At 71.4% G+C, this 23,180-nt stretch carries 23 protein-coding genes; 16 read left to right on the forward strand and 7 right to left on the reverse strand.

Annotated features, from left to right (window positions below):
• Nucleotides 1-167 precede the first annotated feature (167 nt).
• Nucleotides 168-941 (reverse strand): SDR family NAD(P)-dependent oxidoreductase, encoded by a 774-nt coding sequence (locus ACFV4P_RS30250; RefSeq protein ID WP_380476549.1) that lies wholly within the window; start codon nucleotides 939-941, stop codon nucleotides 168-170.
• A 96-nt stretch (nucleotides 942-1,037) separates the two neighbouring features.
• On the opposite strand from ACFV4P_RS30250, the gene ACFV4P_RS30255 reads away from it, so the two are divergent.
• From ACFV4P_RS30255 to pstB, 9 genes are all read left to right on the forward strand, one after another.
• On the forward strand, nucleotides 1,038-1,673 hold the full coding sequence (locus ACFV4P_RS30255; protein WP_380476551.1) for a TetR/AcrR family transcriptional regulator: 636 nt from the start codon (nucleotides 1,038-1,040) through the stop codon (nucleotides 1,671-1,673).
• Between the two features lie 30 nt (nucleotides 1,674-1,703).
• Nucleotides 1,704-2,624, forward strand: a complete 921-nt coding sequence (gene mshD / locus ACFV4P_RS30260) for a mycothiol synthase (RefSeq protein ID WP_380476553.1) — start codon at nucleotides 1,704-1,706, stop codon at nucleotides 2,622-2,624.
• A gap of 330 nt (nucleotides 2,625-2,954) precedes the next feature.
• The gene (locus tag ACFV4P_RS30265) at nucleotides 2,955-5,315 is read left to right on the forward strand and encodes an RNA degradosome polyphosphate kinase (protein WP_380476555.1); all 2,361 of its coding nucleotides are present in this window, start codon (nucleotides 2,955-2,957) and stop codon (nucleotides 5,313-5,315) included.
• Nucleotides 5,316-5,406: 91 nt separating this feature from the next.
• Nucleotides 5,407-6,477, forward strand: coding sequence for a CHAD domain-containing protein (locus tag ACFV4P_RS30270; protein ID WP_380476557.1), 1,071 nt, complete (start codon nucleotides 5,407-5,409; stop codon nucleotides 6,475-6,477).
• A 23-nt stretch (nucleotides 6,478-6,500) separates the two neighbouring features.
• The gene (locus ACFV4P_RS30275) at nucleotides 6,501-7,061 is read left to right on the forward strand and encodes an NUDIX hydrolase (protein WP_380476559.1); all 561 of its coding nucleotides are present in this window, start codon (nucleotides 6,501-6,503) and stop codon (nucleotides 7,059-7,061) included.
• A 208-nt stretch (nucleotides 7,062-7,269) separates the two neighbouring features.
• Nucleotides 7,270-8,403: a phosphate ABC transporter substrate-binding protein PstS gene (gene pstS, locus ACFV4P_RS30280; protein ID WP_380476561.1), complete on the forward strand. Its 1,134-nt coding sequence runs from the start codon at nucleotides 7,270-7,272 to the stop codon at nucleotides 8,401-8,403.
• Between the two features lie 166 nt (nucleotides 8,404-8,569).
• Entirely contained in the window at nucleotides 8,570-9,553 is a 984-nt protein-coding gene (gene pstC / locus ACFV4P_RS30285) for a phosphate ABC transporter permease subunit PstC (protein WP_073811653.1), read from the forward strand.
• Complete coding sequence (gene pstA / locus ACFV4P_RS30290; protein ID WP_380476563.1) at nucleotides 9,550-10,629, forward strand: phosphate ABC transporter permease PstA; 1,080 nt, start codon at nucleotides 9,550-9,552, stop codon at nucleotides 10,627-10,629. The genes pstC and pstA overlap by 4 nt, the downstream gene beginning before the upstream one ends.
• Before the next feature lie 41 nt (nucleotides 10,630-10,670).
• On the forward strand, nucleotides 10,671-11,447 hold the full coding sequence (pstB, locus tag ACFV4P_RS30295; RefSeq protein ID WP_030458190.1) for a phosphate ABC transporter ATP-binding protein PstB: 777 nt from the start codon (nucleotides 10,671-10,673) through the stop codon (nucleotides 11,445-11,447).
• A gap of 142 nt (nucleotides 11,448-11,589) precedes the next feature.
• Here the strand turns inward: pstB and ACFV4P_RS30300 are convergent, their stop codons facing one another.
• Nucleotides 11,590-12,585 (reverse strand): anion permease, encoded by a 996-nt coding sequence (locus tag ACFV4P_RS30300; RefSeq protein WP_380476566.1) that lies wholly within the window; start codon nucleotides 12,583-12,585, stop codon nucleotides 11,590-11,592.
• Between the two features lie 5 nt (nucleotides 12,586-12,590).
• Nucleotides 12,591-13,211: a DUF47 domain-containing protein gene (locus ACFV4P_RS30305; RefSeq protein ID WP_073811648.1), complete on the reverse strand. Its 621-nt coding sequence runs from the start codon at nucleotides 13,209-13,211 to the stop codon at nucleotides 12,591-12,593.
• Nucleotides 13,212-13,465: 254 nt separating this feature from the next.
• Between ACFV4P_RS30305 and ACFV4P_RS30310 the strand changes: the two genes are divergently transcribed.
• Nucleotides 13,466-13,822 (forward strand): metal-sensitive transcriptional regulator, encoded by a 357-nt coding sequence (locus ACFV4P_RS30310; protein ID WP_380476568.1) that lies wholly within the window; start codon nucleotides 13,466-13,468, stop codon nucleotides 13,820-13,822.
• Nucleotides 13,823-13,846: 24 nt separating this feature from the next.
• Here the strand turns inward: ACFV4P_RS30310 and ACFV4P_RS30315 are convergent, their stop codons facing one another.
• A complete protein-coding gene (locus ACFV4P_RS30315) occupies nucleotides 13,847-14,032 on the reverse strand; it encodes a hypothetical protein (RefSeq protein ID WP_380476570.1) in 186 nt (61 codons plus the stop codon).
• Nucleotides 14,033-14,153: 121 nt separating this feature from the next.
• Nucleotides 14,154-14,984 (reverse strand): hypothetical protein, encoded by an 831-nt coding sequence (locus tag ACFV4P_RS30320; RefSeq protein ID WP_380476572.1) that lies wholly within the window; start codon nucleotides 14,982-14,984, stop codon nucleotides 14,154-14,156.
• A gap of 161 nt (nucleotides 14,985-15,145) precedes the next feature.
• Between ACFV4P_RS30320 and ACFV4P_RS30325 the strand changes: the two genes are divergently transcribed.
• The gene (locus tag ACFV4P_RS30325) at nucleotides 15,146-15,331 is read left to right on the forward strand and encodes a hypothetical protein (protein ID WP_143200204.1); all 186 of its coding nucleotides are present in this window, start codon (nucleotides 15,146-15,148) and stop codon (nucleotides 15,329-15,331) included.
• Nucleotides 15,332-15,351: 20 nt separating this feature from the next.
• Here the strand turns inward: ACFV4P_RS30325 and ACFV4P_RS30330 are convergent, their stop codons facing one another.
• Entirely contained in the window at nucleotides 15,352-16,092 is a 741-nt protein-coding gene (locus tag ACFV4P_RS30330) for a phosphatase PAP2 family protein (RefSeq protein WP_380476574.1), read from the reverse strand.
• Nucleotides 16,093-16,269: 177 nt separating this feature from the next.
• The gene (locus tag ACFV4P_RS30335; RefSeq protein WP_380476576.1) at nucleotides 16,270-17,322 is read right to left on the reverse strand and encodes an NlpC/P60 family protein; all 1,053 of its coding nucleotides are present in this window, start codon (nucleotides 17,320-17,322) and stop codon (nucleotides 16,270-16,272) included.
• 248 nt (nucleotides 17,323-17,570) lie between these two features.
• Between ACFV4P_RS30335 and ACFV4P_RS30340 the strand changes: the two genes are divergently transcribed.
• The 5 genes from ACFV4P_RS30340 to ACFV4P_RS30360 all read left to right on the forward strand — a co-directional run bounded on the left by ACFV4P_RS30340 (nucleotide 17,571) and on the right by ACFV4P_RS30360 (nucleotide 23,070).
• A complete protein-coding gene (locus ACFV4P_RS30340; RefSeq protein WP_241844401.1) occupies nucleotides 17,571-17,918 on the forward strand; it encodes a hypothetical protein in 348 nt (115 codons plus the stop codon).
• A 116-nt stretch (nucleotides 17,919-18,034) separates the two neighbouring features.
• Entirely contained in the window at nucleotides 18,035-18,856 is an 822-nt protein-coding gene (locus tag ACFV4P_RS30345; RefSeq protein ID WP_380476578.1) for a hypothetical protein, read from the forward strand.
• Nucleotides 18,846-20,108, forward strand: a complete 1,263-nt coding sequence (locus tag ACFV4P_RS30350; protein WP_380476580.1) for a hypothetical protein — start codon at nucleotides 18,846-18,848, stop codon at nucleotides 20,106-20,108. The genes ACFV4P_RS30345 and ACFV4P_RS30350 overlap by 11 nt, the downstream gene beginning before the upstream one ends.
• Nucleotides 20,109-20,115: 7 nt before the next feature.
• Entirely contained in the window at nucleotides 20,116-21,705 is a 1,590-nt protein-coding gene (locus ACFV4P_RS30355; RefSeq protein ID WP_380476582.1) for an SCO6880 family protein, read from the forward strand.
• Between the two features lie 18 nt (nucleotides 21,706-21,723).
• Nucleotides 21,724-23,070, forward strand: a complete 1,347-nt coding sequence (locus tag ACFV4P_RS30360) for an ATP-binding protein (RefSeq protein WP_073811634.1) — start codon at nucleotides 21,724-21,726, stop codon at nucleotides 23,068-23,070.
• The last annotated feature ends 110 nt before the right edge of the window (nucleotides 23,071-23,180 follow it).

The raw sequence follows: 23,180 nt of genomic DNA on the forward strand, positions 1-23,180 counted from the left end.
GGGGACCCTGTGGGAGAGTAGGACGCCGCCGAACAATCTTTCAGGGAAAGCCCCTCGCCTCACGGCGGGGGGCTTTTTCGCGTTCCCGGACCATTTCCGAGGCCCTGGCGGCCGGCCCTGCGTTTTCGGTGATCACGGCCGCGAGTCTGCACCTGGCCGCGCAGGGTTCAGAGGTGGGAGCCGCCGGTGGCGTCGATGGTCTGGCCGGTGATCCAGCGGGAGTCGGGGGTGGCGAGGAAGGCGACGATGTCGGCGATGTCGTCGGGCCGGCCGATCCGGCCGAGGGCGGAGAGCGACGAGGCGTGGGCCTGGGCGGCGGGGTTGTCGCGGAGCCAGGAGGCGTTGACGTCGGTGTCGACTATGCCGGGGCGGACGGAGTTGGCGGTGATGCCGCGGGGGCCGAGCTGGGCGGCGAGGTTGAGGGTGAAGTTGTCGAGGGCGCCCTTGGTGGCGTTGTAGGCGATGATCTCGGGCATCGCGATGCGGGCGACGCCGCTGGAGATGTTGATGATGCGTCCGCCGTCGCGCAGGCGGGGGAGGGCGTGCTGGACGAGGAAGAACGGGGCGCGGACGTTGACCGCGAAGACCTCGTCGAACTCCTCCTCGGTGAGCTCGGAGAGCGCGGAACTGCGGCCTATGCCCGCGTTGTTGACCAGGATGTCGATCCGGCCGTCGGGGGCGTACTCGCGGCCGGCCTCGTCGAAGGCGGCCCAGAGGCGGGCGGCGTCGCCGTGGCTGCCGAGGGGGGCCCGGACCAGGAAGGCCTTTCCGCCGTTGGCGCGGATCTTCTCCAGCACGGTGGTGGCGGCGTCGTGGTCGCGGGCGTAGCCGATGGCGACGGTGGCGCCGTCGGAGGCGAGGCGCTCGGCGATACCGCGGCCGATGCCCCGGGAGGCACCGGTGACCAGGGCGATCTTGCCGTCAAGTGTGCGTGCGGACATGGTGGTTGACTCCGTCTCAATTCTTGAGTGTTCGTTCAAGAAAGACCGTAGCACGGCCCGGTGCAGTTGTTGAGTGATCGCTCTAAAATAGATGCCATGACGACGAGTGCAGGTGCGAGACGGGGCCGCCCGCCGGCCTTCGACCGGGCGGCGGTGCTGGCGGCGGCGACCAGGCTGTTCTGGGAGCGGGGCTACCAGGCGACCTCGGTGGGCGAGCTGACCGGGGCGATGGGGATCAAGCCGGGCAGCCTGTATGCGGCGTTCGGCGACAAGGAGTCGCTGTTCCGCGAGGTGGTGCGGGCCTACCAGCAGTCCCCGGCGGGGGAGTTCACGGGGCTGGCGTTCGCGGAGGAGCCGACCACCCGGGCGGCGTTCGTCCGGATCCTGCGGGACGCGGCGCGGATCTACTCGGACCCGACGCACCCGGCGGGCTGCCTGGTGATCAGCGCGGCGGCCAACGTGGCGGTCCAGGACGACGAGGTGGCGGTGTTCCTGCGGGAGCTGCGGGCCTCGAACCTGGCGGCCTTCGAGGATCGGCTGTTCACCGCGAAGCGGTTCGGGGAGCTGGCGCCCGATGCGGATCCGGCCGCGCTGGCGCGGTACTTCGGGGCGGTCCTGCAGGGCATGTCGCAGCGGTCGCGGGACGGCGCGGACGCGGCGGAGCTGACGGCGACGGCCGAACTGGCCATGGCGGCCTGGCCGGTGCTGGACGCCGACGCGGCCGCCTCCTGAAAGCGGGCCGGAGGACGTACGCTCGGCGGTATGCAGACTGCTGAGAACACGTCAGGTGGCGGCCGGGTCGAGCGCGTCGAGGCGCTGACGGGGGAACAGGTCGAATCGGTGCGGGAGTTGCTCGCGGAAGCGGCCCGGACGGACGGCCGGGAGGCGGTCTCGGAGGCGGGCCGGCTGCGTATCCGTCCGGACAGCCCGCGCCCGGGGGTCGGCCACCTGGTGCAGGTGGCGGACGGCCGGGTGACAGGGTACGCCCAGGTCGAGGGCGAGCGTCCGGGGACGGTCGAGCTGACGGTCGCCCCGGCCGACCGCGGCCGGGGCCTGGGCGGAGCGCTGGTGCGCACCGTGCTGGCCGGCGCGGACGGCGAGCTGAACTTCTGGGCGCACGGCGGCCTGCCGGCGGCCCGGCACCTGGCCGAGGTCCACGGGGCCGTACTGGTAAGGGAGTTGCGGCAGATGCGGCGCACCGCCGAGGCGCCGGAGCCGGTGCCGACGCCGGCCGGCGTCGAGCTGCGGACCTTCGAACCGGGCCGCGACGAGCAGGCCTGGCTGGCGCTCAACGCGCTCGCGTTCGCCCACCACCCGGAGCAGGGCTCGTGGACCGAGCAGGACCTCGCCGAGCGGATGGCCGAGCCGTGGTTCGACCCGAAGGGCTTCTTCCTGGCCGAGCGCGACGGCCGGCTGGTCGGCTTCCACTGGACGAAGACCCAGCCGGACGGCCTGGGCGAGGTCTACGTGGTGGGCGTGGACCCGGCCGAGCAGGGCGGCGGCCTCGGCAAGGCGCTGACCGCGGTCGGCCTGCGGCACCTGATCCTGGAGCGCGGCCTGCCGACTGTCATGCTGTACGTGGACGCGGACAACGCGGCGGCCGTCCGGGTGTACGAGCGCCTGGGCTTCGCCGTCCACGAGGTGGACCTGATGTACCGCTGGGAGCCGGCGGCAGGCCACTGACCTGGGCGGGGACCGGGCGGGAACCGGGCAGGGGCCGACCAGGTGCGGGGCCGGTGGCGGGCGGACGGGGCCGTCCGGTAACCGCCACAGGGGTGACGGACTCAGCTTTCCTCCCGGCCATGCGGTGTTTACCGTGGATTCAATTGGCGCCGCGAAGATCACAGAATGTCGCCCGTATTGCCCCGTCCGCGTCACCGCTCCACCCGCCGCCCGGCCGGGCCGGTTCCGGCTGCGCCGGGTGGGTGGCCATGGGTCGACGAGGACGAACATCGTGCGGAGGCGTGTCCTTCGTCCCGCCGGGACCACGTCCTGCAGGAGGAGCTGGAACCGATGAGCATCCCGCGCCCCGCCTCCGATTCGGCCGCGGCCGAGTCCGGCACCGAGCAGAAGCCGACCGTCAGGTCCGCTGGGAAGACCAGGTCCAGGGCCGCGGCCAAGGATCCGGCGAAGGAGTCGAAGCCGCGGCCCGCAGCCCGGGCCAAGGCCGAGCCGCCGGCGTCGCCGGTCGAGCCGGTGCGGGCGACCTCCGCGCTGCCGGCCGCGGTGGCAGCGACGTTCCTGGCCAGCAGCACGGGCAGCACGGGCAGCACGGACGGTGCGCGCGGCACGGAGGGCGGGGAGCTGCCGCAGGGCCGCTTCCTGGACCGTGAGCGCAGCTGGCTGGCGTTCAACGAGCGGGTGCTGGAGCTCGCCGAGGACACGAACATCCCGCTGCTGGAGCGCGCCAAGTTCCTGGCGATCTTCGCGTCCAACCTGGACGAGTTCTTCATGGTGCGGGTCGCCGGCCTGAAGCGCCGGATCGCCACCGGCGTCGCCCAGCGCTCCGCGTCCGGGATGCAGCCGCGCGAGGTGCTGGACCAGATCTGGCGCCGCTCGCGCGAGCTGATGGCCCGCCACGCGGCGACCTTCCAGCAGGAGGTGCTGCCGGACCTGGCGGCCGAGGGCATCGAACTGGTGCGCTGGCCGGACCTCGCGGAGACCGAGCAGGCCCGCCTGCACACGCTGTTCCGGCAGCAGATCTTCCCCGTCCTGACGCCGCTGGCGGTCGACCCGGCGCACCCGTTCCCGTACATATCGGGGCTGTCGCTGAACCTGGCGGTCGTGGTGCGCAACCCGGTGTCGGGGCACAAGCACTTCGCCCGGGTGAAGGTGCCGCAGCTGCTGACGCGCTTCCTGGAGGCCTCGCCGCAGCGGTACGTGCCGCTGGAGGACGTGATGGGCGCGCACCTGGAGGAGCTGTTCCCGGGGATGGAGGTGCTCGCCCACCACGCGTTCCGGGTCACCCGCAACGAGGACCTGGAAGTGGAGGAGGACGACACCGAGAACATCCTGAAGGCCCTGGAGAAGGAGCTGATGCGGCGCCGCTTCGGGCCGCCGGTGCGCCTGGAGGTCGAGGAGTCCATCGACCCGTACATCCTGGACCTGCTGGTGCGGGAGCTGAACATCACCGAGGCGGAGGTCTTCCCGCTGCCCGGCCCGCTCGACCTGACCGGCCTGTTCGGCATCGCCGACCTGGACCGGCCCGAGCTGCGCTACCCGAAGTTCGTCGCCGGCACCGCGCGCGGCCTGATCGACGTCGAGTCGGCCTCGCAGCCCGACATCTTCGCCGCGATGCGCGAACGGGACGTCCTGCTGCACCACCCGTACGACTCGTTCTCCACCTCGGTGCAGGCGTTCCTGGAGCAGGCCGCCGCCGACCCGCACGTGCTGGCGATCAAGCAGACGCTGTACCGCACCTCCGGCGACTCGCCGATCGTGGACGCGCTGACCGACGCCGCCGAGTCCGGCAAGCAGGTGCTGGTCCTGGTGGAGATCAAGGCGCGTTTCGACGAGCAGGCCAACATCAAGTGGGCCCGCAAGCTGGAGGAGGCCGGCTGCCACGTGGTCTACGGCCTGATCGGGCTGAAGACGCACTGCAAGCTGTCGCTGGTGGTCCGCCAGGAGGGCGACACGCTGCGCCGGTACTCGCACGTCGGCACCGGCAACTACCACCCGAAGACCGCCCGGCTGTACGAGGACCTCGGGCTGCTGACCTCCGACCCGCAGGTCGGCGCGGACCTCTCCGACCTGTTCAACCGGCTGTCCGGCTACTCGCGCCGCGAGTCGTACCGCCGGCTGCTGACCGCGCCGCGCGGCCTGCGCGACGGCCTGGTCGCCCGGATCAACGGCGAGATCGCCCACCACCGCGCCGGACGCCCGGCCTTCGTCAAGATGAAGGTCAACTCGATCGTCGACGAGGTGGTCATCGACGCCCTGTACCGCGCCTCGCAGGCCGGCGTGCCGGTCGACGTGTGGGTGCGCGGCATCTGCGCGATCCGGCCGGGCGTGCCCGGGCTGAGCGAGAACGTCCGGGTGCGGTCCATACTCGGCCGGTTCCTGGAGCACTCCCGGGTGTTCGTGTTCGGCAACGGCGGCGACCCCGAGGTGTGGATCGGCAGCGCCGACATGATGCACCGCAACCTCGACCGCCGGATCGAGGCGCTGGTCCGGGTCACCGACCCGGCGCACCGGGCCGAACTGAACGGGCTGCTGGACCTCGGCGTCTCCGACGACACCGACTCCTGGCACCTCGGCCCGGACGGCACCTGGATCCGCCACGCGCAGGACGCCGAGGGCCGCCCGCTGCGGCACGTCCAGGACCTGCTGATCGACTCACGCCGCCGCAACCGCGGCTCCGCCGCCGCGCGCTGAGCGGCACCCCGCCCGCGCCGGGAGCCTCCCGGCGCTGGCGGCATGCAGCCCCGGGGCAGGCCCGGGGACGGAATCGGGGAGAGCCACAGCCATGACCGATGCGCCGACGACGGCCCCGGTGGCGCGCGCCGCGACCGCCGGGGAGGTCCTTGCCGGCTACCTGACCGCCCAGGCGGGCGCGTTCCTGCGCGCCCTGCCGCAGGCGGTCGGCGAGGCGGGCTCCAGACCGGGTGCGCTCCCGGCGTCGGCACAGGCCGCGGACGACCTGCTGCGCGCGGTGCGCCGGATCGGCGGCGCGCTGCACACCTTCGGGCCGGTCTTCGACCCGGTGTGGGCGCAGGAGTCGCGCACCGAGCTGCGCTGGCTGGTCGAACTGCTCGCCCAGGAACCCGGCTACCGGTGCCGCGCCGACCGGCTGCTCGGCGCCCTCGACTCGCTGGCCGACACCGCCCCCGCCGGGGCCGGCATGCTGGCCGGCCACCCGGGCGCGCCCAAGGCCCGGGCGCTGCTGGAACGCCAGCTGACGCTGGCCCGCACCCGCGCGCACACCGCGCTGCTGCAGGAGCTCCGCTCGGCCCGGCTGCACGCGCTGGCCGACCGGATGACGCTGCTGGCCGGCGAGGTGCCGCTGGTGCCGGAGTCCGCCGCCGAGTCGGCGACGACGCTGCTGCCGCTGACCGCGACGGCGCTGGGCGCTCTGGTCACGGCGGCCGAGCGGCTTCCGTGGCAGCGCTCGGCGCAGGCGTACGCGGGTGCGGGCCTGCACCGGCTGGGCACGGCGGAGGCCGAACCGGACACGGTGCCGGCGGCGCGCGGCGCGGCGGAGGCCGACGTGGCGCTGGCCGCGGACGACGCGCCGTGGCTGCGGGTGCGGATCCTGGTGAAGCGGGCCCGGTACGCGCTGGAGGTGTGCCACGCCCCGGCCGGCGAACTGCTGGAGCTGGACCGGGTGCTGGGCCGTCACCAGGAGGCGTCGGACGCGGCGGCCACCGTCTCCACCGCCGCCCGCACGCCGCGGATCACCCCCGCGACGGCGTACGTGCTGGGTGTGGTGCACGCCGATCAGCGGCTGGACGTGGAGGCCGCCCGGTACGCTTTCGGGCGCCAGTGGCCGGCGGTGGCGCCCGGGCTGGTCGGCCCGGCTGCCGTGCCGTCGGCCTGAACCCCCGCTCCCGGATGGACCGCGTGCCGCAGCTTCCCGACCGCTCCTCTCCGCCCGACCGCGCCCGCGCCCGGTCGGGCGGCGCCCGCACCGACCGCAGCCCCGCGGCCGGGGCCCGTTCGACGGTGCTGGCGGCGGGCGCGGTGCTGTGGGTGCCCGGGCCGCTGCGCAAGGACGGCAGCCGCAAGAAGCCCCGGGTGGCGCTGGTGCACCGGCCCAAGTACGACGACTGGAGCCTGCCGAAGGGCAAGCTCGACCCGGGCGAGGGCTGGCGGGAGGCCGCGCTGCGCGAGGTCCTGGAGGAGACCGGCATGCACTGCGTGCTGGGCGAGGAGCTGCCCACCCAGCACTACCGGGTGCAGGGCCGTCCGAAGGAGGTCCGGTACTGGGCGGCGGTGCCGACCGGCGGCACGTTCCGGCCGAACCGCGAGGTGGACCGGCTGGAGTGGCTGCCGCCGCGCCGGGCCGAGGAACGGCTGACGCACCCCCGCGACCGGGTGCTGATCGACGCGCTGCTGGAACTGCTGCTCGCCGAGCGCCGAGGCGCGCACCGGCCAGGTGGTTCGCGTTCCTCCGACAGGTGATCTGCCCGCGCCCTCCCTGTGACGCAACCGTTACTACCGGCCTAGGTTTCCTGACATCCGTCCGAGGTTCACTCCCCGTTCATTTGTGACGGACTGACGCGTCACCTGTCCTGCCTAACTTCGGGATTACCCGGAGGGCCGCCAGGGCCCCGGACCACAGCAAATCCGGTCGTTCGGAGACCGGTATTGCCTCAGAAAGGGACACCCTGTGAACCTGCGGAACGGCCGCTCCAAGGCCCTCGCCATCGGTGCCGTCGCGCTCGTCTCCACGCTGTCGCTCTCCGCGTGCGGCACGGACGACAACACCAAGCCGGCCGCGAACGGCTCGTCCTCCGGTGCCTCCACGGCCGCCAAGATCGCCTGCGCCGACAAGGGCGGCGCGCTGCTCGCGGCCGGCTCGACCGCGCAGACCCCGGCGATCGACGTCTGGAAGGCCGCCTACGGCACCGCCTGCAGCACCACCACCCTGACCTACGGCGGTGGCGGCTCCGGCGCGGGTGTCACCCAGTTCAACCAGGGCAAGATCGCCTTCGCCGGCTCCGACGGCGCCCTGAAGGCCTCCGAGATCGACGCCTCCAAGGCGGTCTGCACCGGCGGCCAGGGCATCGACCTGCCGATGGTCGGCGGCCTGATCTCGATCGTGTTCAACGTCGAGGGCGTCGACAAGCTGATCGTGGACGGCCCGACCCTGGCCAAGATCTTCGACTCGCAGATCACCAAGTGGAACGCCCCGGAGATCGCCGCCCTGAACCCGGGCGTCAACCTCCCGGCCGCCGACATCCAGGCGATCCACCGCTCCGAGGACTCCGGCACCACCCAGAACCTGACCGCCTACCTGGCCAAGGCCGGCGGCGGCAACTGGAAGTACCCGGCCGCGAAGAGCTGGGCCGGCCAGGGCGGCCAGTCCGCCAACGGCTCCGCCGGTGTCGCGGCCCAGGTCAAGCAGACCAAGAACTCGATCTCCTACGTCGAGCTCTCCTACGCCCAGACCAACAAGCTGAACAGCGCCGCCATCGCCACCGGCGCCTCCAAGCCGGTCGAGGCCACCGCCGCCAACGGCGCCACCACGCTGGCCAACGCCAAGGTCGTCGGCCAGGGCGCGGACATGGCGCTGGACATCGACTACGCGACCAAGGCCGAGGGCGCCTACCCGCTGACCCTGGTCACCTACGAGATCGTCTGCGACAAGGGCAACAAGGCCGAGACCCTGCCGGCCCTGAAGTCCTTCCTGACCTACACCGTCAGCGACGAGGGCCAGCAGGCCATCGGCCAGGTCGGCTACGTGCCGCTGCCGAAGGAGCTCGCCGGCAAGGTGAAGACCCAGATCGACGCCCTCGCCTGAGGCTGAGCGACGACCGGCCGGGTGGCCCCCGAAGGAGGGGGAGGGGCCGCCCGGCCGGGCCGCGTCGAACGCTTCACCCGCACCACCCACCACCAGAACGTCCGGGGCACCGCCGCCAAGGTGCCGCCCTCCGCGGGGCAGCGCCGCCAGACCGGAGTAAACGATCATGACTTCTTCCTCCCCCGCCGACGCGCGGGGACGGACCCCACGACGCCGCGGCGACAGCCGCCGCGGTGACGCCGTGTTCTTCAACCTCTCCCGCGGTGCGGGCATCCTGCTGCTGGTCATCATGGCCGCCATCGCAGGATTCCTGACCTACCGCTCGGCCCTCGCCCTGGGCAAGAACGAGGGCAACTTCTTCACCACCTTCGAGTGGACGCCGGACGCCGCCAAGCCGGTGTTCGGCATCGCCGTGCTCACCTTCGGCACCCTGGTCAGCGCGCTCATCGCGATGGCCATCGCGGTCCCGGTCGCGGTCGGCATCGCGCTGTTCATCTCGCACTACGCGCCGCGCCGGATCGCCCAGCCGTTCGCCTACCTGGTGGACCTGCTGGCCGCCGTCCCGTCGATCGTCTACGGCCTGTGGGGCGTGCTGTTCCTGGTGCCGCACATGGACGGCCTGACCAGCTGGATGGACCAGTACCTCGGCTGGACGTACATCTTCGACCAGAGCAGCGCCGGCGTCCCGCCGCGCAACCTGTTCACGGTCGGCATCCTGCTGGCGATCATGGTTCTTCCGATCATCACCGCGGTCACCCGCGAGGTGTTCCGCCAGGTCCCGCGGATGCACGAGGAGGCGGCGCTCGCGCTCGGCGCGACCCGCTGGGAGATGATCCGCACCGCGGTGCTGCCGTTCGGCCGCCCCGGCATCATCTCCGCGTCGATGCTGGGCCTGGGCCGCGCGCTCGGCGAGACCATCGCCGTCGCCACCGTGCTGTCCACCAACAGCAAGCTGACGCTGCACCTGCTCGACCCGGGCGGCGGCACCTTCGCCGAGAACATCGCGCTGAAGTTCAACGAGGCCCAGCCGCTCGGCCGGGACGCGCTGATGGCCTCCGGCCTGGTCCTGTTCGTGATCACCCTGCTGGTGAACGGCGCGGCCCGCGTGATCATCGCTCGCCGCAAGGAGTACTCGGGGGCTGCCGCGTGAGCACCGTCACCACTGTCACCGACGCCACCCCTCCGCAGCTCGGCCACCGGCTGACCGCGGCCCGGCTGCCCCGCTGGGCGCCCGCCGGCATCGCGCTCGCCTCGATCGCCCTCGGCTGCGGCATCGGCGCCGTCGCCGGACTCGCCAGCCACCTGCAGTGGGGCCTGCTCTCCGCGCTGGTCTTCCTGGCCGGCAGCTACGCCGTCTCGGCCTCGGTCGAGGGCCGCCGGCAGGCCAAGGACCGCTTCGCCACCTCGCTGGTGTGGGTCGCCTTCATCTGCGCCGTGGTGCCGCTGGTCTCGCTGACCTTCTACACCGTGCAGCAGGGCATCGGGGCGATCAGCCCCGAGTTCCTCACCCACTCGATGAAGGGCGTCGTCGCCACCCTCAGCCCCGACGGCGGCATCTACCACGCCATCATCGGCACCGTCGAGCAGGTCCTGCTGGCCACCCTGATCGCCGCGCCGATCGGCCTGCTCACCGCCGTCTACCTGGTGGAGTACGGCCGCGGCCGGCTCGCCAAGGCGGTCACCTTCTTCGTCGACGTGATGACGGGCGTCCCGTCGGTCGTCGCCGGTCTGTTCATCCTCTCGCTCTGGAACATCCTGCTCGGCTTCCAGTACTCCGGCTTCTCCGGCAGCCTCGCGCTGGCGATCCTGATGATGCCGGTCGTGGTCCGCTCGACCGAGGAGATGCTCAAGCTCGTCCCGAACGAGCTGCGGGAAGCCTCGTACGCGCTCGGCGTGCCGCGCTGGAAGACCATCCTGCGGATCGTCCTCCCGACGGCCATCGGCGGAATCACCACCGGTGTGATGCTGGCGGTCGCCCGCATCACCGGTGAGACCGCCCCCGTGATGATGCTGGTGTTCGGCGCCGACTTCATCAACGGCGACCCGTTCAACGGACCCCAGCAGTCGCTGCCGCTCTACATCTGGCAGCAGTACTCACAGGTCAACAACGAGTTCGGCTACTCGCGCGCCTGGGGCGCGGCACTGGTGCTGATCGCCTTCGTGATGGGGCTCAACCTCATCGCCCGGGGCATCGCGCGCTGGCGCTCGCCCAAGGGCGGACGCTGACCCCGACTGACGTACGAACAGACGAGAGAAGACGAAAGATCATGGCCAAGCGCATCGACGTCAGCGGACTGTCCGCCTACTACGGCTCCACCCGCGCCATCGAGGACATCTCGATGACCATCGAGCCCCGCTCGGTGACCGCGTTCATCGGCCCCTCCGGCTGCGGCAAGTCCACCTTCCTGCGCACCCTCAACCGGATGCACGAGGTCATCCCCGGCGCCCGCGTCGAGGGCAAGGTGATGCTCGACGACGAGAACCTGTACGGCGCGAACGTCGACCCGGTCGCCGTCCGCCGCTCGGTCGGCATGGTGTTCCAGCGGCCCAACCCGTTCCCCACCATGTCGATCTACGACAACGTGGTGGCCGGCCTGAAGCTGGCCGGCGTGAAGAAGAAGTCCGTGCTGGACGGCGTGGTGGAGAAGTCCCTGCAGGGCGCCAACCTCTGGAACGAGGTCAAGGACCGCCTGAACAAGCCCGGCGCGGGCCTGTCCGGCGGCCAGCAGCAGCGCCTGTGCATCGCCCGCGCGATCGCGGTCGAGCCCGAGGTGCTGCTGATGGACGAGCCCTGCTCCGCCCTCGACCCGATCTCCACCCTCGCCATCGAGGACCTGATCGGCGAGCTGAAGTCGCAGTTCACCATCGTGATCGTGACCCACAACATGCAGCAGGCGGCGCGCGTCTCCGACCGCACCGCGTTCTTCAACCTGGCGGGCGTCGGCCAGCCCGGCAAGCTGGTCGAGCTGGACGACACCCAGCGGATCTTCTCCAACCCGTCGGTCCAGGCCACCGAGGACTACATCTCCGGCCGCTTCGGCTGACCGGCCCCGCCGCCCCCGGGCGGCGGAGCGCACGAGCTGCTCCGCGGTGCTGCATGGCGGTGCCGCCGCGGAGCCGAGGAAGGGCCCGCCCCCGTGCTGTGGGGGCGGGCCCTTCCGCTGTACTGCCGTGCCGATCGGCCGGTCAGAGGATGAGCAGATTGACCATTCCGAACATCGCGGCGGCCACGATCGCCGCCGCCGGCATCGTGATGAACCAGCCCATCACGATGTTCTTCGCCACCCCCCAGCGGACCGCCCGGACCCGCTTGGTGGCGCCCACGCCCATGATCGCCGAGGTGATCACGTGGGTGGTGGAGATCGGCGCCGCGTAGACGAACGAGGTGACGTACATGACCGCGGAGGCGGTGGCCTCGGCGGCGAAGCCCTGCGGCGGGTCCAGCTCGATGATCTTCCGGCCGAGGGTGCGCATGATCCGCCAGCCGCCCGCGTAGGTGCCCAGCGAGAGCATCGTGGCGCAGGAGATCTTCACCCAGATCGGGATGCCCGTCCCGGAGTGGTGGCCGGAGATGGTCAGGGCCATCACCACGATGCCCATGGTCTTCTGGGCGTCCTGCAGGCCGTGGGCCAGCGCCATCGCGGCGGCCGACGCGGTCTGCGCCACCCGGAAGTTGCGCTTGGCCTTGTGCGGGTTGGCCTTCTTGAAGATCCACAGGATCGCCAGCATCACCAGGAAGCCGCCGATCAGGCCGACCACCGGCGAGATGATCATCGGAAGGATGATCTTCTCCACCACGCCGTGCCAGATCACCTCGGTGCCGCCGGCCAGCGCCGCTCCCACCATGCCGCCGAACAGCGCGTGCGAGGAGGAGGACGGAAGGCCGAAGTACCAGGTCACCAGGTTCCAGGCGATCGCTCCGACCAGCGCGGCGAACAGGATCGCCATGCCCTTGGAGCCCGTCGGGGTCTCGATGATCCCCTCGGAGACGGTCTTCGCCACCCCGCTGCCGAGGAAGGCGCCCGCCAGGTTCATCACCGCCGCCATCGCCAGCGCCGCCCGGGGGGTCAGCGCCCGGGTGGAGACCGAGGTGGCGATCGCGTTCGCGGAGTCGTGGAAGCCGTTGGTGTACGTGAAGAAGAACGCCACGCCGAGGACGGCGATCAGTGCTGCCATGTCCACGGAGCTCAGGACTCCTTGACGGCGATGGTCTCCACCGTGTTGGCCACGTGCTCGAACGCGTCGGCGGCCTCTTCGAGGACGTCCACGACCTGCTTGAGCTTCAGCACCTCGATCGCGTCGTACTGGCCGGAGAACAGGTGGGCCAGCAGCTTGCGGTGGATCTGGTCCGCCTGGTTCTCCAGCCGGTTGACCTCGATCCAGTACTCGGTGAGGTTCGACATCGACCGCAGGTTGGGCATCGCCTCCGCGGTCAGCTCGGCGGCCCGGGCCAGCACCTCGATCTGCTGCTCGATGCCCTTCGGGAGGGTCTCGATGTCGTACAGGACGACGAGGTCGACGGCCTCCTCCATGAAGTCCATGATGTCGTCGAGCGAAGAGGCCAGCGCGTAGATGTCCTCCCGGTCGAACGGGGTGATGAAGGAGGAGTTCAGCTGGTGGAAGACCGCATGGGTGGTGTCGTCCCCGGCGTGTTCGGCGGCGCGCATGCGCTCGACGATCTCCGCGCGGGCCGACACGTCCGAGCCCAGTAGTTCCAGCAGGAGCTTCGATCCGACGACAAGGTTCTCCGCCGCGGCGGCGAACATGTCGTAGAAGCTCGTCTCCTTCGGGGTCAGGCTAAAACGCACGGAAATCTCCGATGTGCGGGGTCGGTACTTGACGATGCTAGGCGCACGTACCCCGTGCCGGGGCACGGGGCTGCCGACGCGCGCCCTAAGTGTGTCCCAGGACACGCCGGTTTGCTCCCGCTCTGCACGGGGATCTCTGACCTGACGCCCGGACGGCGGAACACCAGGCCGGCGCCGGATGTTGGAAACTGGGGGCACCTCCCGGCCGAAGGCCGGGGGAGGGCCGAGTACCGAAACCAAGAGGGCGGACCGGGATGACCACCATCGAGACCCCCAGCACCGACACCGCGCCGGCGTGCCACGGAGCGGCGCAGGGTGCCGGGCCGCACGGCTACAGCGGCGACAAGGAAGCGCACCTGAAGCGGCTGCGCCGGATCGAGGGCCAGATCCGCGGCCTTCAGCGGATGGTCGACGAGGACGTCTACTGCATCGACATCCTCACCCAGGTCTCCGCCTCGACCAAGGCGCTGCAGTCCTTCGCGCTGTCCCTGCTCGAGGAGCACCTCGGGCACTGCGTCGCGGCCGCGGCCGCCGCGGAGGACGGCGGCGAGGAGCTGAACGCCAAGGTCGCCGAGGCCAGCGCGGCCATCGCGCGGCTGCTGCGCACCTGACGCCCCCGCCCTCCTGACGCCCGCTCAGCCGTCCGTGCCCGTGCCGGACGGCTGTTGGTCGTCCCTGCGCAGCAGCACCTGGTCGATCTGCTCGGCGGCCAGGCGCTCGGCGCGGCTGGCCGAGGCGGCGATCATCAGCTCACCGGCGAGGTCGATCTCGTCCAGCGCGGTGCTGTCGTGGCCGCCGGTGCCGCTCTCCCCGGTTGCCATTGGCCTCCACCCCTTCCGCGCCCCGTCCGTGTCGACCCGACCCCGTACCAGCGTAGGCAGCCGGAGGCCGGCCCACATGGCACGGACGGGCCATCTCTGGTGTCCGAAACGGGTGGGGCGGTCACTTCGGGGAGGGCGAGGGCTTCATCGACCAGAGGTCGGCGGCGGGCGGCTCGGCGGCCTCGACCGGCTTGCCGAAGTCGGTCAGCGACAGCGAGGAGACCACCTTCACCTGGTCCTTCGCGGCGGTGGAGCCGGCCACCCCGGCGAAGGTGAAGTTCTCCACCACCTTGTGCATCCGGCCCTGGCCGTCCAACCAGACCTCGTACGGGACCTCCTTGACCGTGAAGGTCTGCCCGGCCATCCGCAGGCCGTCCGCGCCGCGGCCGCCGGTGGCGTCGGCGGCCTTGGAGAGGTCCAGGCTGCCCTTGTAGTGCTTCAGCTCCACGCCGTCCACCGTCTCGGAGCCGACCAGTTCGGCGGTCTGCGCGCCGCGCAGCGCGCCCGCGGCGGTGGCCGGGTCGGTGGCGCCGGAGCTCACCAGGTTGCCGTCCGGGAGCTGGCGGACGTCCAGCTTGACCCACTTGCCCTCGGGGATCTTGGCCCCGCTGTTCTGCAGGTAGACCGTGCCGGGCAGCACCACCTCGGTGATCTTCCCGCTGGTGGCGGCCCCCGGCGGAACGTCGATCTCCAGCCGGCCCAGCCGCTTCACGTAGTCGTAGCCGCCGGTGCCGTGGAACACCGCCTTCTTCTCGGCGGACTCGGTGCTCAGCTCGGTGGAGGCGTGCGCCGAGCCGGTGCGGCCGGTGATGTCGGCGGCCGAGCGCACTGCCGTCAGCGGGTCGGCGGACAGCTGGTCGGCGGAGCTGTCCTGGTTCGGCCCGCCGGCGGTGCAGGCGGTCAGCAGGCCGGCGAGCACGGCCGCGGCAGCGGCCCGGTTGAGCTTCTTCACGTTTTCGACAACCCCCTGGGCCCCGGACGACCCGGCAAGCAGCCGCCCCGGATGGGCAGCGCGCCTGCCCGGCAAACGAGTTGGGGCGCGGAAGGTTACGGGGGAAGAACAGCGGGAGACGCGTCCCCCCGGTGTGGCCCGGGGGGACTACCGTGAAGGACGTGGCAGACCGGCAGCCGGAGACGACCGGCGTGGCAGCACGGAACGACCATCGCGCCGAGGTGGTGGAGCGCGGCTCCTTCACCTTCGCCCAGTGCGCATGCGGCTGGTTCGCCCCCGGGCGGCGTTCCCGCGACAAGGCCCGGCGGGACGCGGCCGAACACCTGGCGGACCCGGAGCCGGCCTGACCCCCGATCCCTCGGGACCGTCAGGCCGCCAGGTCGGACTCCCGGTCGCGGTCCCCGCGCCGACCCGGGCGACGGCCCGCCCGCTCGGCGGCCGGGGCGGCCGACCGACGCCGGCCGCCGGACGCCGCCGGGGCCTTGGCCGCAACCAGCGGCCGCAGCGCCGTCCGGGACAGCGCATGGCACAGCGGCACCAGCACGGCCATCGCGATCGGGGCGAGCAGCAGCACCACGGCGGTGGCCAGCGCGTAGCCGCCGATCACGTCGGTCGGGTAGTGCACGCCCACGTACATCCGGCAGAAGCCCTGCAGCAGGGCGAGCGCGCCGGCGGCCACCCCGAGCTTGCGGTTGACCAGGAACAGCGCGACGGCGATGCCCATGGACATCGCGGAGTGGTCGCTGACGAAGGAGAGAGTGTCCTCCTTGCCGGGGACCAGCACGTCGATCTCGGGATGGTCGACGAACGGGCGGGGCCGGTCCACGATGGCCGAGATCGGCAGGTTGGCGAGCTCGGCGATGGCGACCGCGATCGGCGCCCACAGCACCCCGGCGACGGCGATCGGTGCGTCCGGGCGGCGACGGGCGCTCAGCCAGGCGGTCAGGCCGATCGCGGCCAGGCCCAGCAGGATGCCGTACTCGGCGGTCCAGGCGATCAGTGAGTCCAGCCAGCCGGGCGCATCGGCGGCCAGGCCGTTCACGGCCTTCAGCAGCTCCAGGTCGGGGTCGCCCGAACCGGTTCCGGCATCGGCGAGCAGCGTGGGCACGCCGCACCTCCCTGTCCGCATTTCCGCAGTGGTTCCCGGTCCGTGCGGCCGGGTGCGGACGTCCGGCAGCCTCCTGAGTCAACGCGATCGGGGCCGCCAGGGGTTCCGCCGAAACGTGCTGTTATGCAAACTTGACTCAGCGTCCACCCCGCATGCACATGCCGAGCGGACGGCCCGTCAGCTCTTTGCCGGCCCTTGACCCGCCGTGATGGTGCCGTCGTTCAGGTTCCGGTTGGGCAGCGCCGCCGCCCCGTCCGGGGTGACCCGGGTCGCCCCGATGTAGTCCCGCTGGTTGATGGTGTCGTAGCGGACCTTGGCGCCGGTGTGCGGGGCGTCGATCATGTAGCCGCCGCCGACGTAGATCCCCACGTGGTGGATGGTGCGCGGGTCCTCCAGGTCGTTGGCGAAGAACACCAGGTCGCCGGGCCGGAGTTGGTCCCGCGACGGGTGCGGGCCGCTGTACCACTGGTCGTTGGCGACGCGGGGCAGCTCGATGCCCACGCTCTCGAACGCCGCCCGGGTCAGACCCGAGCAGTCGAACCGCCCGTTCTCCCAGGCCTGTCCGGTGCCGCCCCACAGGTAGTCGATGCCGAGCTTGCTCTGCGCGTAGTAGATCGCCCCCGCCGCCTCCTTCGACAGCGCCAGCTGCACCCCCGCCTTCGCCGGCGCGGTGAACGAGACGGCCAGCGCCTTGATGCTCTTCACGTACCCCTGGGTCTCGCGGTACGGCGGCACCCCGTTGTACTGGATCACCGCGTACGGCCCGGCGTTGTACGCGGCCAGCATGTTCGCCTGCCGGTCCCCGGGCACCTTGGCGACGTCCTTGGCCAGTGCGCAGTCGTAGGTGGCGGCCGAGGCGATCGCGTCGTCCGCGTTCCAGATGTCCCGCTTGCCGTCGCCGTTGCCGTCCGTCCCGTACGTCGCCCACGTCCCTTCCAGGAACTGGGCCATCCCGAACGCCTTCGCCGGGCTCTTCGCGGACGGGTCGAACCCGCTCTCCTGGTACAGCTGCGCGGCCAGCATCGGCGCCGAGATCTCCGGGCAGAGCGCGCCCCACTTCTGGATCTGCGCCCGGTACTGCGCCGGCACCGTCCCGCCGGACAGGGACAGTTCACCGGAGCGCTCCGGCGCCCCACTGGCCGCGTACGTCCCCAGGGTCACCACCCCGACGAAACCGATGCCCACCACCACGGTCGCGGCACCCGCGAGCTTCGCCTTCCGGAGCACCATCCCGCACCATCCCGACGGATCGTCAGCTGCCATGTCCTGTTGCGTTATTGCCCGGTGCAATCATCACAGATACCAAGGGCGGGCAGTATCCTCGAACTACCGGACATCCTGGCGGAGGCGTCCGGCCGCCACGAGCAATCCGCGAGAAGCAGCCAAGTCGACGTCAGATCTGGCCAAGAATAGGACCTGCCCCTTCGCTCGACCGTGGTCCGGGGCCTTGAATTTTCCTGATCGGGCGGTGAGATGGGATGAACCTGAACGTGGACAGCACAGTGATCGGGTACCTGGCGGAGGACCCGCCCAAGAAGGCCAGCATCGACACCATCATCGGCGGCATCGCCCCCGACTGGGGCCCGTTCGCCTCGCTCGGCTCCTCGGCCCGCGTGATGGTCCAGGTCGTGATGGCCGTCGCGATCCTCGTCTGCCTCGGCATCGCCATCTGGGGCGCCGCGAAGCAGCGCATCGGCGCCACCGCGATGCGTGACACGTTCAGTGCCGAACAGGGCAAGGGGCTGATCATCGCCGGCCTGACCGGCGTGTTCATCATCGGTTCCCTCGGCACCCTGTTCACCATTGTCTACGGCATGGCGATCTGACGATCGGACAACTTCCGCCCCGTTCGCGCCGATCCACCCACCGCGCGCCGACACCGAGAAACACCCGTCACGCCGCCGCGCCCCCCGCGCGGTGACGCCGCACCAGGAGGGCCCCCGTGCCGTTGTCCGACGACCAGCCGCACACCCGTACGCGGCTACCGGTCGCCGAACAGACCAGCCCCGCGACCGGCCGTCAGGCCAGGCCGCTTCGCACTCTCCTGACCATCCTCGGCATCGTCACCCTGCTGGTGATCGCGGTCGCCATCGCCAACCGTGACAAGTCGGTTCCCGGGCGCACCCCCGCCGCGAGCTCCGGCGACCAGGCCTCCGGCGGCAACGGACCCGCCGCCGACCACACCGCCGCCAGCGGCCAACAGCCCGTCACCACCACCGCCAACGGCATCGCCACCGGCTACCCCCACACCGACCAGGGGGCGCAGTCGGCCGCCGCCAACTACGCCGTCGCACTGGGCTCCACCGACATGTTCCGCCCCGACACCCGCCACACCATCCTCGCCACCCTCGCCGACCCCACCACCCTCCCCACCCTCCAGTCCCGCCTGGACCAGGCCTTCTCCCCGGAGACCAACGCGCGCTACGGGCTCGATGCCAAGGGCAGCGCGCCCAAGAGCCTGACGTTCATCAGCCGCACCGTTCCGATCGGCACCGACCTGGCGAACTTCTCGGACACCGGAACGAAGGTGGATGTGTGGTGCAACTCGCTGGTGGGGTTGACCGGTGACGGCTCGACCATCCCGGTCACCGAGAACTGGTACACGCTCAACATCACGCTGCGCTGGACCGGCAGCGACTGGAAGCTGATCGACTACAGCCGGAAGGCAGGCCCGGCTCCGTTGCCCGCTGATCAACAGGCCGCGACCTCGGAGGAGATCACGGGTGCCGTCCAGCAGTTCGGAGGTTTCCGCTATGCGCGCTGACGGATCGGGCAGAGGCTTCGGCCGCCGAGTCGCAGCCCTGGCCGGCGCAAGCGCCGTGCTGCAGATGACGATGCTCGCGGTGGCCCGGGTCGCCACTGCCGACCCTTCTCCCAGCGCCCAGCCGTCCTGCAAGGTGGACGTTCCGGTGCCGGGTGCCGACAAGCTCTGCGCCCCCGACGGCGCCACCGTGATCGGTGGGGACTCGGTCTCCTCGGTGACCGACCCGTTGGGGTCGTTGGCGAAGGGGTGTGCGCAGGCTGCGGCGTGGGTGGTGCGGCAGTTGGCGGGGGCGATCGACGGGACGACGAAGGTCGACTTCACGAATGCGGCGTTCCTGCAGCAGTACGCGGTGGTGTTCGCGGTGTCGACGGTGGTCACGCTGGTGCTGTGGCTGCTGGCGGTGACGAAGCGCGCGGTGCGTGGTGCTCCGTTGGGGCAGGCGTTCGGCGAGGCGGTCGGGTTCCTGTGGTTGACGGTGATCGCTTCGGCGTTCACGCCGTTGATCCTGTACACGGTGGTGACGGTCACCGACGGCTTGACGGATGCGGTCGCGGCGGGGACGAAGTCCGACACCGGGACGTACCTGGGCGGGTTCGCGGACACGCTGGACAAGGGCAGCATGGGCGGTGGCCCGCTGATTCTGATCATCGTGTCGCTGGTGGCGGTGCTGGCCGCCGCGGTGCTGTGGATCGAGCTGGTGATCCGGGCGGCGATGCTGTACGTGGGCGCGCTGCTGGGGACGGCGGTGTACGCGGGGCTGGTGGACAAGCAGCTGTGGAAGCACGTGCGCCGGTGGGCCGCGATGATGCTGGCGGTCGATCTGGCGAAGCCGATCATCGTGATCATCCTGGGTCTGGCGGGTGCGGTGGCGACCGGCTCGGGTGCGGACGACGACTTCGCGCGGGTGCTGAGCGGTCTGGCGATCCTGTTCCTGTCGATCTTCGCGAGCGCGGCGGTGTACCGGTTCGTGCCGGGCTTCGGTGACGAGCTGCTGTCGATGCGGCAGGCTCGGGCGAGTGCGGTGCAGGCAGGCAGTGCGATGATCAACGGCCCGGCGAACCTGGTGAAGCAGGGCATTTCGACGCACGGTTCGCGCGGCGGTCCGCAGGCCGGGAACGCCTCGCCGGGTGCGGGCGGTGGCGGGGTGGCCCCGGGCATCGCCGCGCACGCGTCCCGTCCCGCCAACCCCGGGCGGATGGCCGCGCCGCCCGCGCAGTCCCAGGCCCCGGTCAACAACCCGAAGGGAGGGTGACGGGTAGATGAGCAGCGATCAGTTCGGCCAGTACGGCGCCCAGTACGCCCAGCCGTATGCCCAGCAGCGCCGCAGCTATCTGATCGGCAAGGCGCGCCCGAACGCGCCGATCGGGCGCAACCGGGAGACCGGCGAGATCGTGCTGATCATCGCCGGCGCGGGCCTGGGCATGCTGTGGGGTCTGGGGGTGCCGATCCTGCCGCTGCGGCTGGCCGGCCTGGTGGGCTTCCCGCTGTTGGCGATCATGGCGGTGTACGTGCCGTACCGGCGGCGGACGTTCTACAAGTGGATGGAGATCAACCGGACGTACCGGCGCACGGTGCGCAGCGGCCGGGCGGTCTGGAAGCCGGACGTGCACGAGGCCGGGACGCGGTTGGACGGGCGTGAGGTGGAGGTCGGTCCGCCGCCGGGGGTGGGGCGGCTGCGCTGGCTGACCGCGCCGTTCGGGCCGGACGAGGTCGCGGTGCTGATGCACCTGGAGCGGCGCACGGTGACCGCGGCGATCGAGATCGAGGGCCCGGGCGTGGGCCTGCGCGACTCGGAGGATCAGGAGGCACTGGTCGACCGGTTCGGCACGCTGCTGAAGCATGTGGCCAACGGCGACGGCTTCGTGACGCGGCTGCAGATCCTGGCCCGGACGCTGCCCGCCGACCCGGACGCGCACGCCAAGGACGTGGAGCGGCGCGGCGACCACTCGGCGCCGCGCTGGCTGCTGGAGAGCTACGACCAGTTGCAGTCGATGGTGTCGACCTCCTCGGAGCAGCACCGGGCGTACCTGGTGGCCTGCATGCAGTACACCCGGGATCTGGCATCCGAGGCGCACGCGATGGGGCGGACCGCGTACGGGCGGGAGGGCGGCGGGAAGGGCGACCGCGGGGACGACGGCCTGGCGACCGTGATGGCGCGTGAACTGACCGACATCTGCGCCCGGTTGGCGGAGGCGGACATCCGGGTGCGGCAGCCGCTGGGGCAGGCCCGGCTGGCGTCGCTGATCCACTCGATGTACGACCCGGACCACCCGATCGACCACATCCAGGCGATGAGCAGGCGCAACGCCTGGCCGGCCGAGCTGGACGCCACGCACCCGCAGTACCTGACGGCGAAGACCCGCGAGTCGGCGACCCGGGAGCCGTGGTGCCACGCCACCGCGTGGATCAAGGAGTGGCCGTTGACCCCGGTCGGGGTGAACTTCCTGGCGCCGCTGCTGGTGCACACCCCGGACGTGATCCGGACGGTCGCGGTCACCATGGACCTGGAGCCGACCGACGTGGCGATCGAGCGGATGCTGACCGAGAAGACCAACGACGAGGCGGAGGCCAGCCGGGCGGCGAAGATGAACCGCACGGTGGACCCGCGCGACCTGGCCCACACCGGCCGGGTGGACCAGCGCGGCGACGACCTGGCGTCCGGCGCGGCCGGCGTGAACCTGGTGGGCTACCTGACGGTGTCCGCGCGCAGCCCGGAGGCGCTGGCCCGCGACAAGCGGACGATCCGTGCCTCGGCCGGCAAGAGCTACCTGAAGCTGGAGTGGTGCGACCGCGAGCACCACCGGGCGTTCGCCAACACCTTGCCGTTCGCCACCGGCATCCGCCGCTGACCCCTCGGAGGCCCGCACATGATCGGCAATCTCACCGACGGCTTCGCCAGCGCCCTGTTCGGCCGGGTGGAGACCACCCGGCTGCCGGTGCGCACCTCCAGCGGCCAGGCGCAGGCCGTGTACCTGCCGACGGCGGCGCCCGGCCTGGGCGACTCCGGGGTGATCATCGGCCGCGAGGTGTACAGCGGCAAGGGCTACGTCTACGACCCGTTCCAGCTGTACGGCCAGCAGCTGCCGGCCCCGCACTGGCTGGTGCTGGGCGAGTCCGGCAACGGCAAGTCGGCGCTGGAGAAGACGTACGTGCTGCGGCAGTTGAGGTTCCGTGACCGCCAGGTGGTGGTGCTGGACGCGCAGGGCGAGGACGGCGTCGGCGAGTGGAACCTGATCGCCAACGCGCTGGGGATAAAGTCCATCCGGCTGGACCCGATGGCGGCCCGCGACGGCGGGGTGAAGCTCAACCCGCTGGACCCGGCGATCACCACCACCGGTCAGCTGTCGCTGCTGCGCACCATCATCGAGGTGGCGATGGGCCGCACCCTGGAGGAGCGGGCCGGTTTCGCGCTGAAGGCCGCGCACGCGCACGTGCACGCCACGGTGAAGGACCGTCAGCCGGTGCTGAACGACATCATCGACACGCTGCGCAGTCCCGACCTGTCGGCGGTGGAGTCGCTCGGCGTGGAGATCGGAGAGGTGCAGTCCTGGGGCCTGGACGTGGCGCTGGTGCTGGACCGGCTGGTCGACGGCGACCTGCGCGGCATGTTCGACGGCTCGACCTCGGCCGGCATCGACCTGGACGCGCCGCTGATCGTCTTCGACCTGTCGCACATCGACCGGAACTCGATCGCGATGCCGATCCTGATGGCGATCGTCGGGGTGTGGCTGGAGCACACCTGGCTGCGGCCGGACCGGGTGAAGCGGATCTTCCTGGTCGAGGAGGCGTGGCACATCATCAACAGCCCGTTCGTGGCGCAGCTGTTCCAGCGGCTGCTGAAGTTCGGGCGCCGGCTCGGCCTGTCCTTCGTGGCCGTCGTCCACCACCTGTCGGACGTGGTGGACGGCGCGGCGGCGAAGGAGGCGTCGGCGATCCTGAAGATGGCCTCCACCCGCACCATCTACATGCAGAAGGCCGAGGAGGCGAGAGCCACCGGCCGGGTGCTGGGCCTGCCGCGCTGGGCGGTGGAGATCATCCCGACGCTGTCGCCGGGCATCGCGGTGTGGGACGTCAACGGCAACGTGCAGGTGGTCAAGCACATCATCACCGAGGCCGAACGTCCGCTGGTCTACACCGACCGCGCGATGACCGAGGACGCGGTGGCGGAGCGGGAGCGCGCCGAGCACCAGTTGGCGGCGCAGCCGAGGATCTGACCGGCAACCGAGGATCTGACCTGCGGCCCAGGAGCTGACCGGCGGCGGAGGGCCGACCGGGCGTCGGCAGAGAAGTCGTCAGCCTTCGGATACCAGCTCGTTACTTCAGG

The sequence above is a fragment of the Kitasatospora sp. NPDC059795 genome (assembly GCF_042732175.1).
Taxonomy (GTDB): domain Bacteria; phylum Actinomycetota; class Actinomycetes; order Streptomycetales; family Streptomycetaceae; genus Kitasatospora.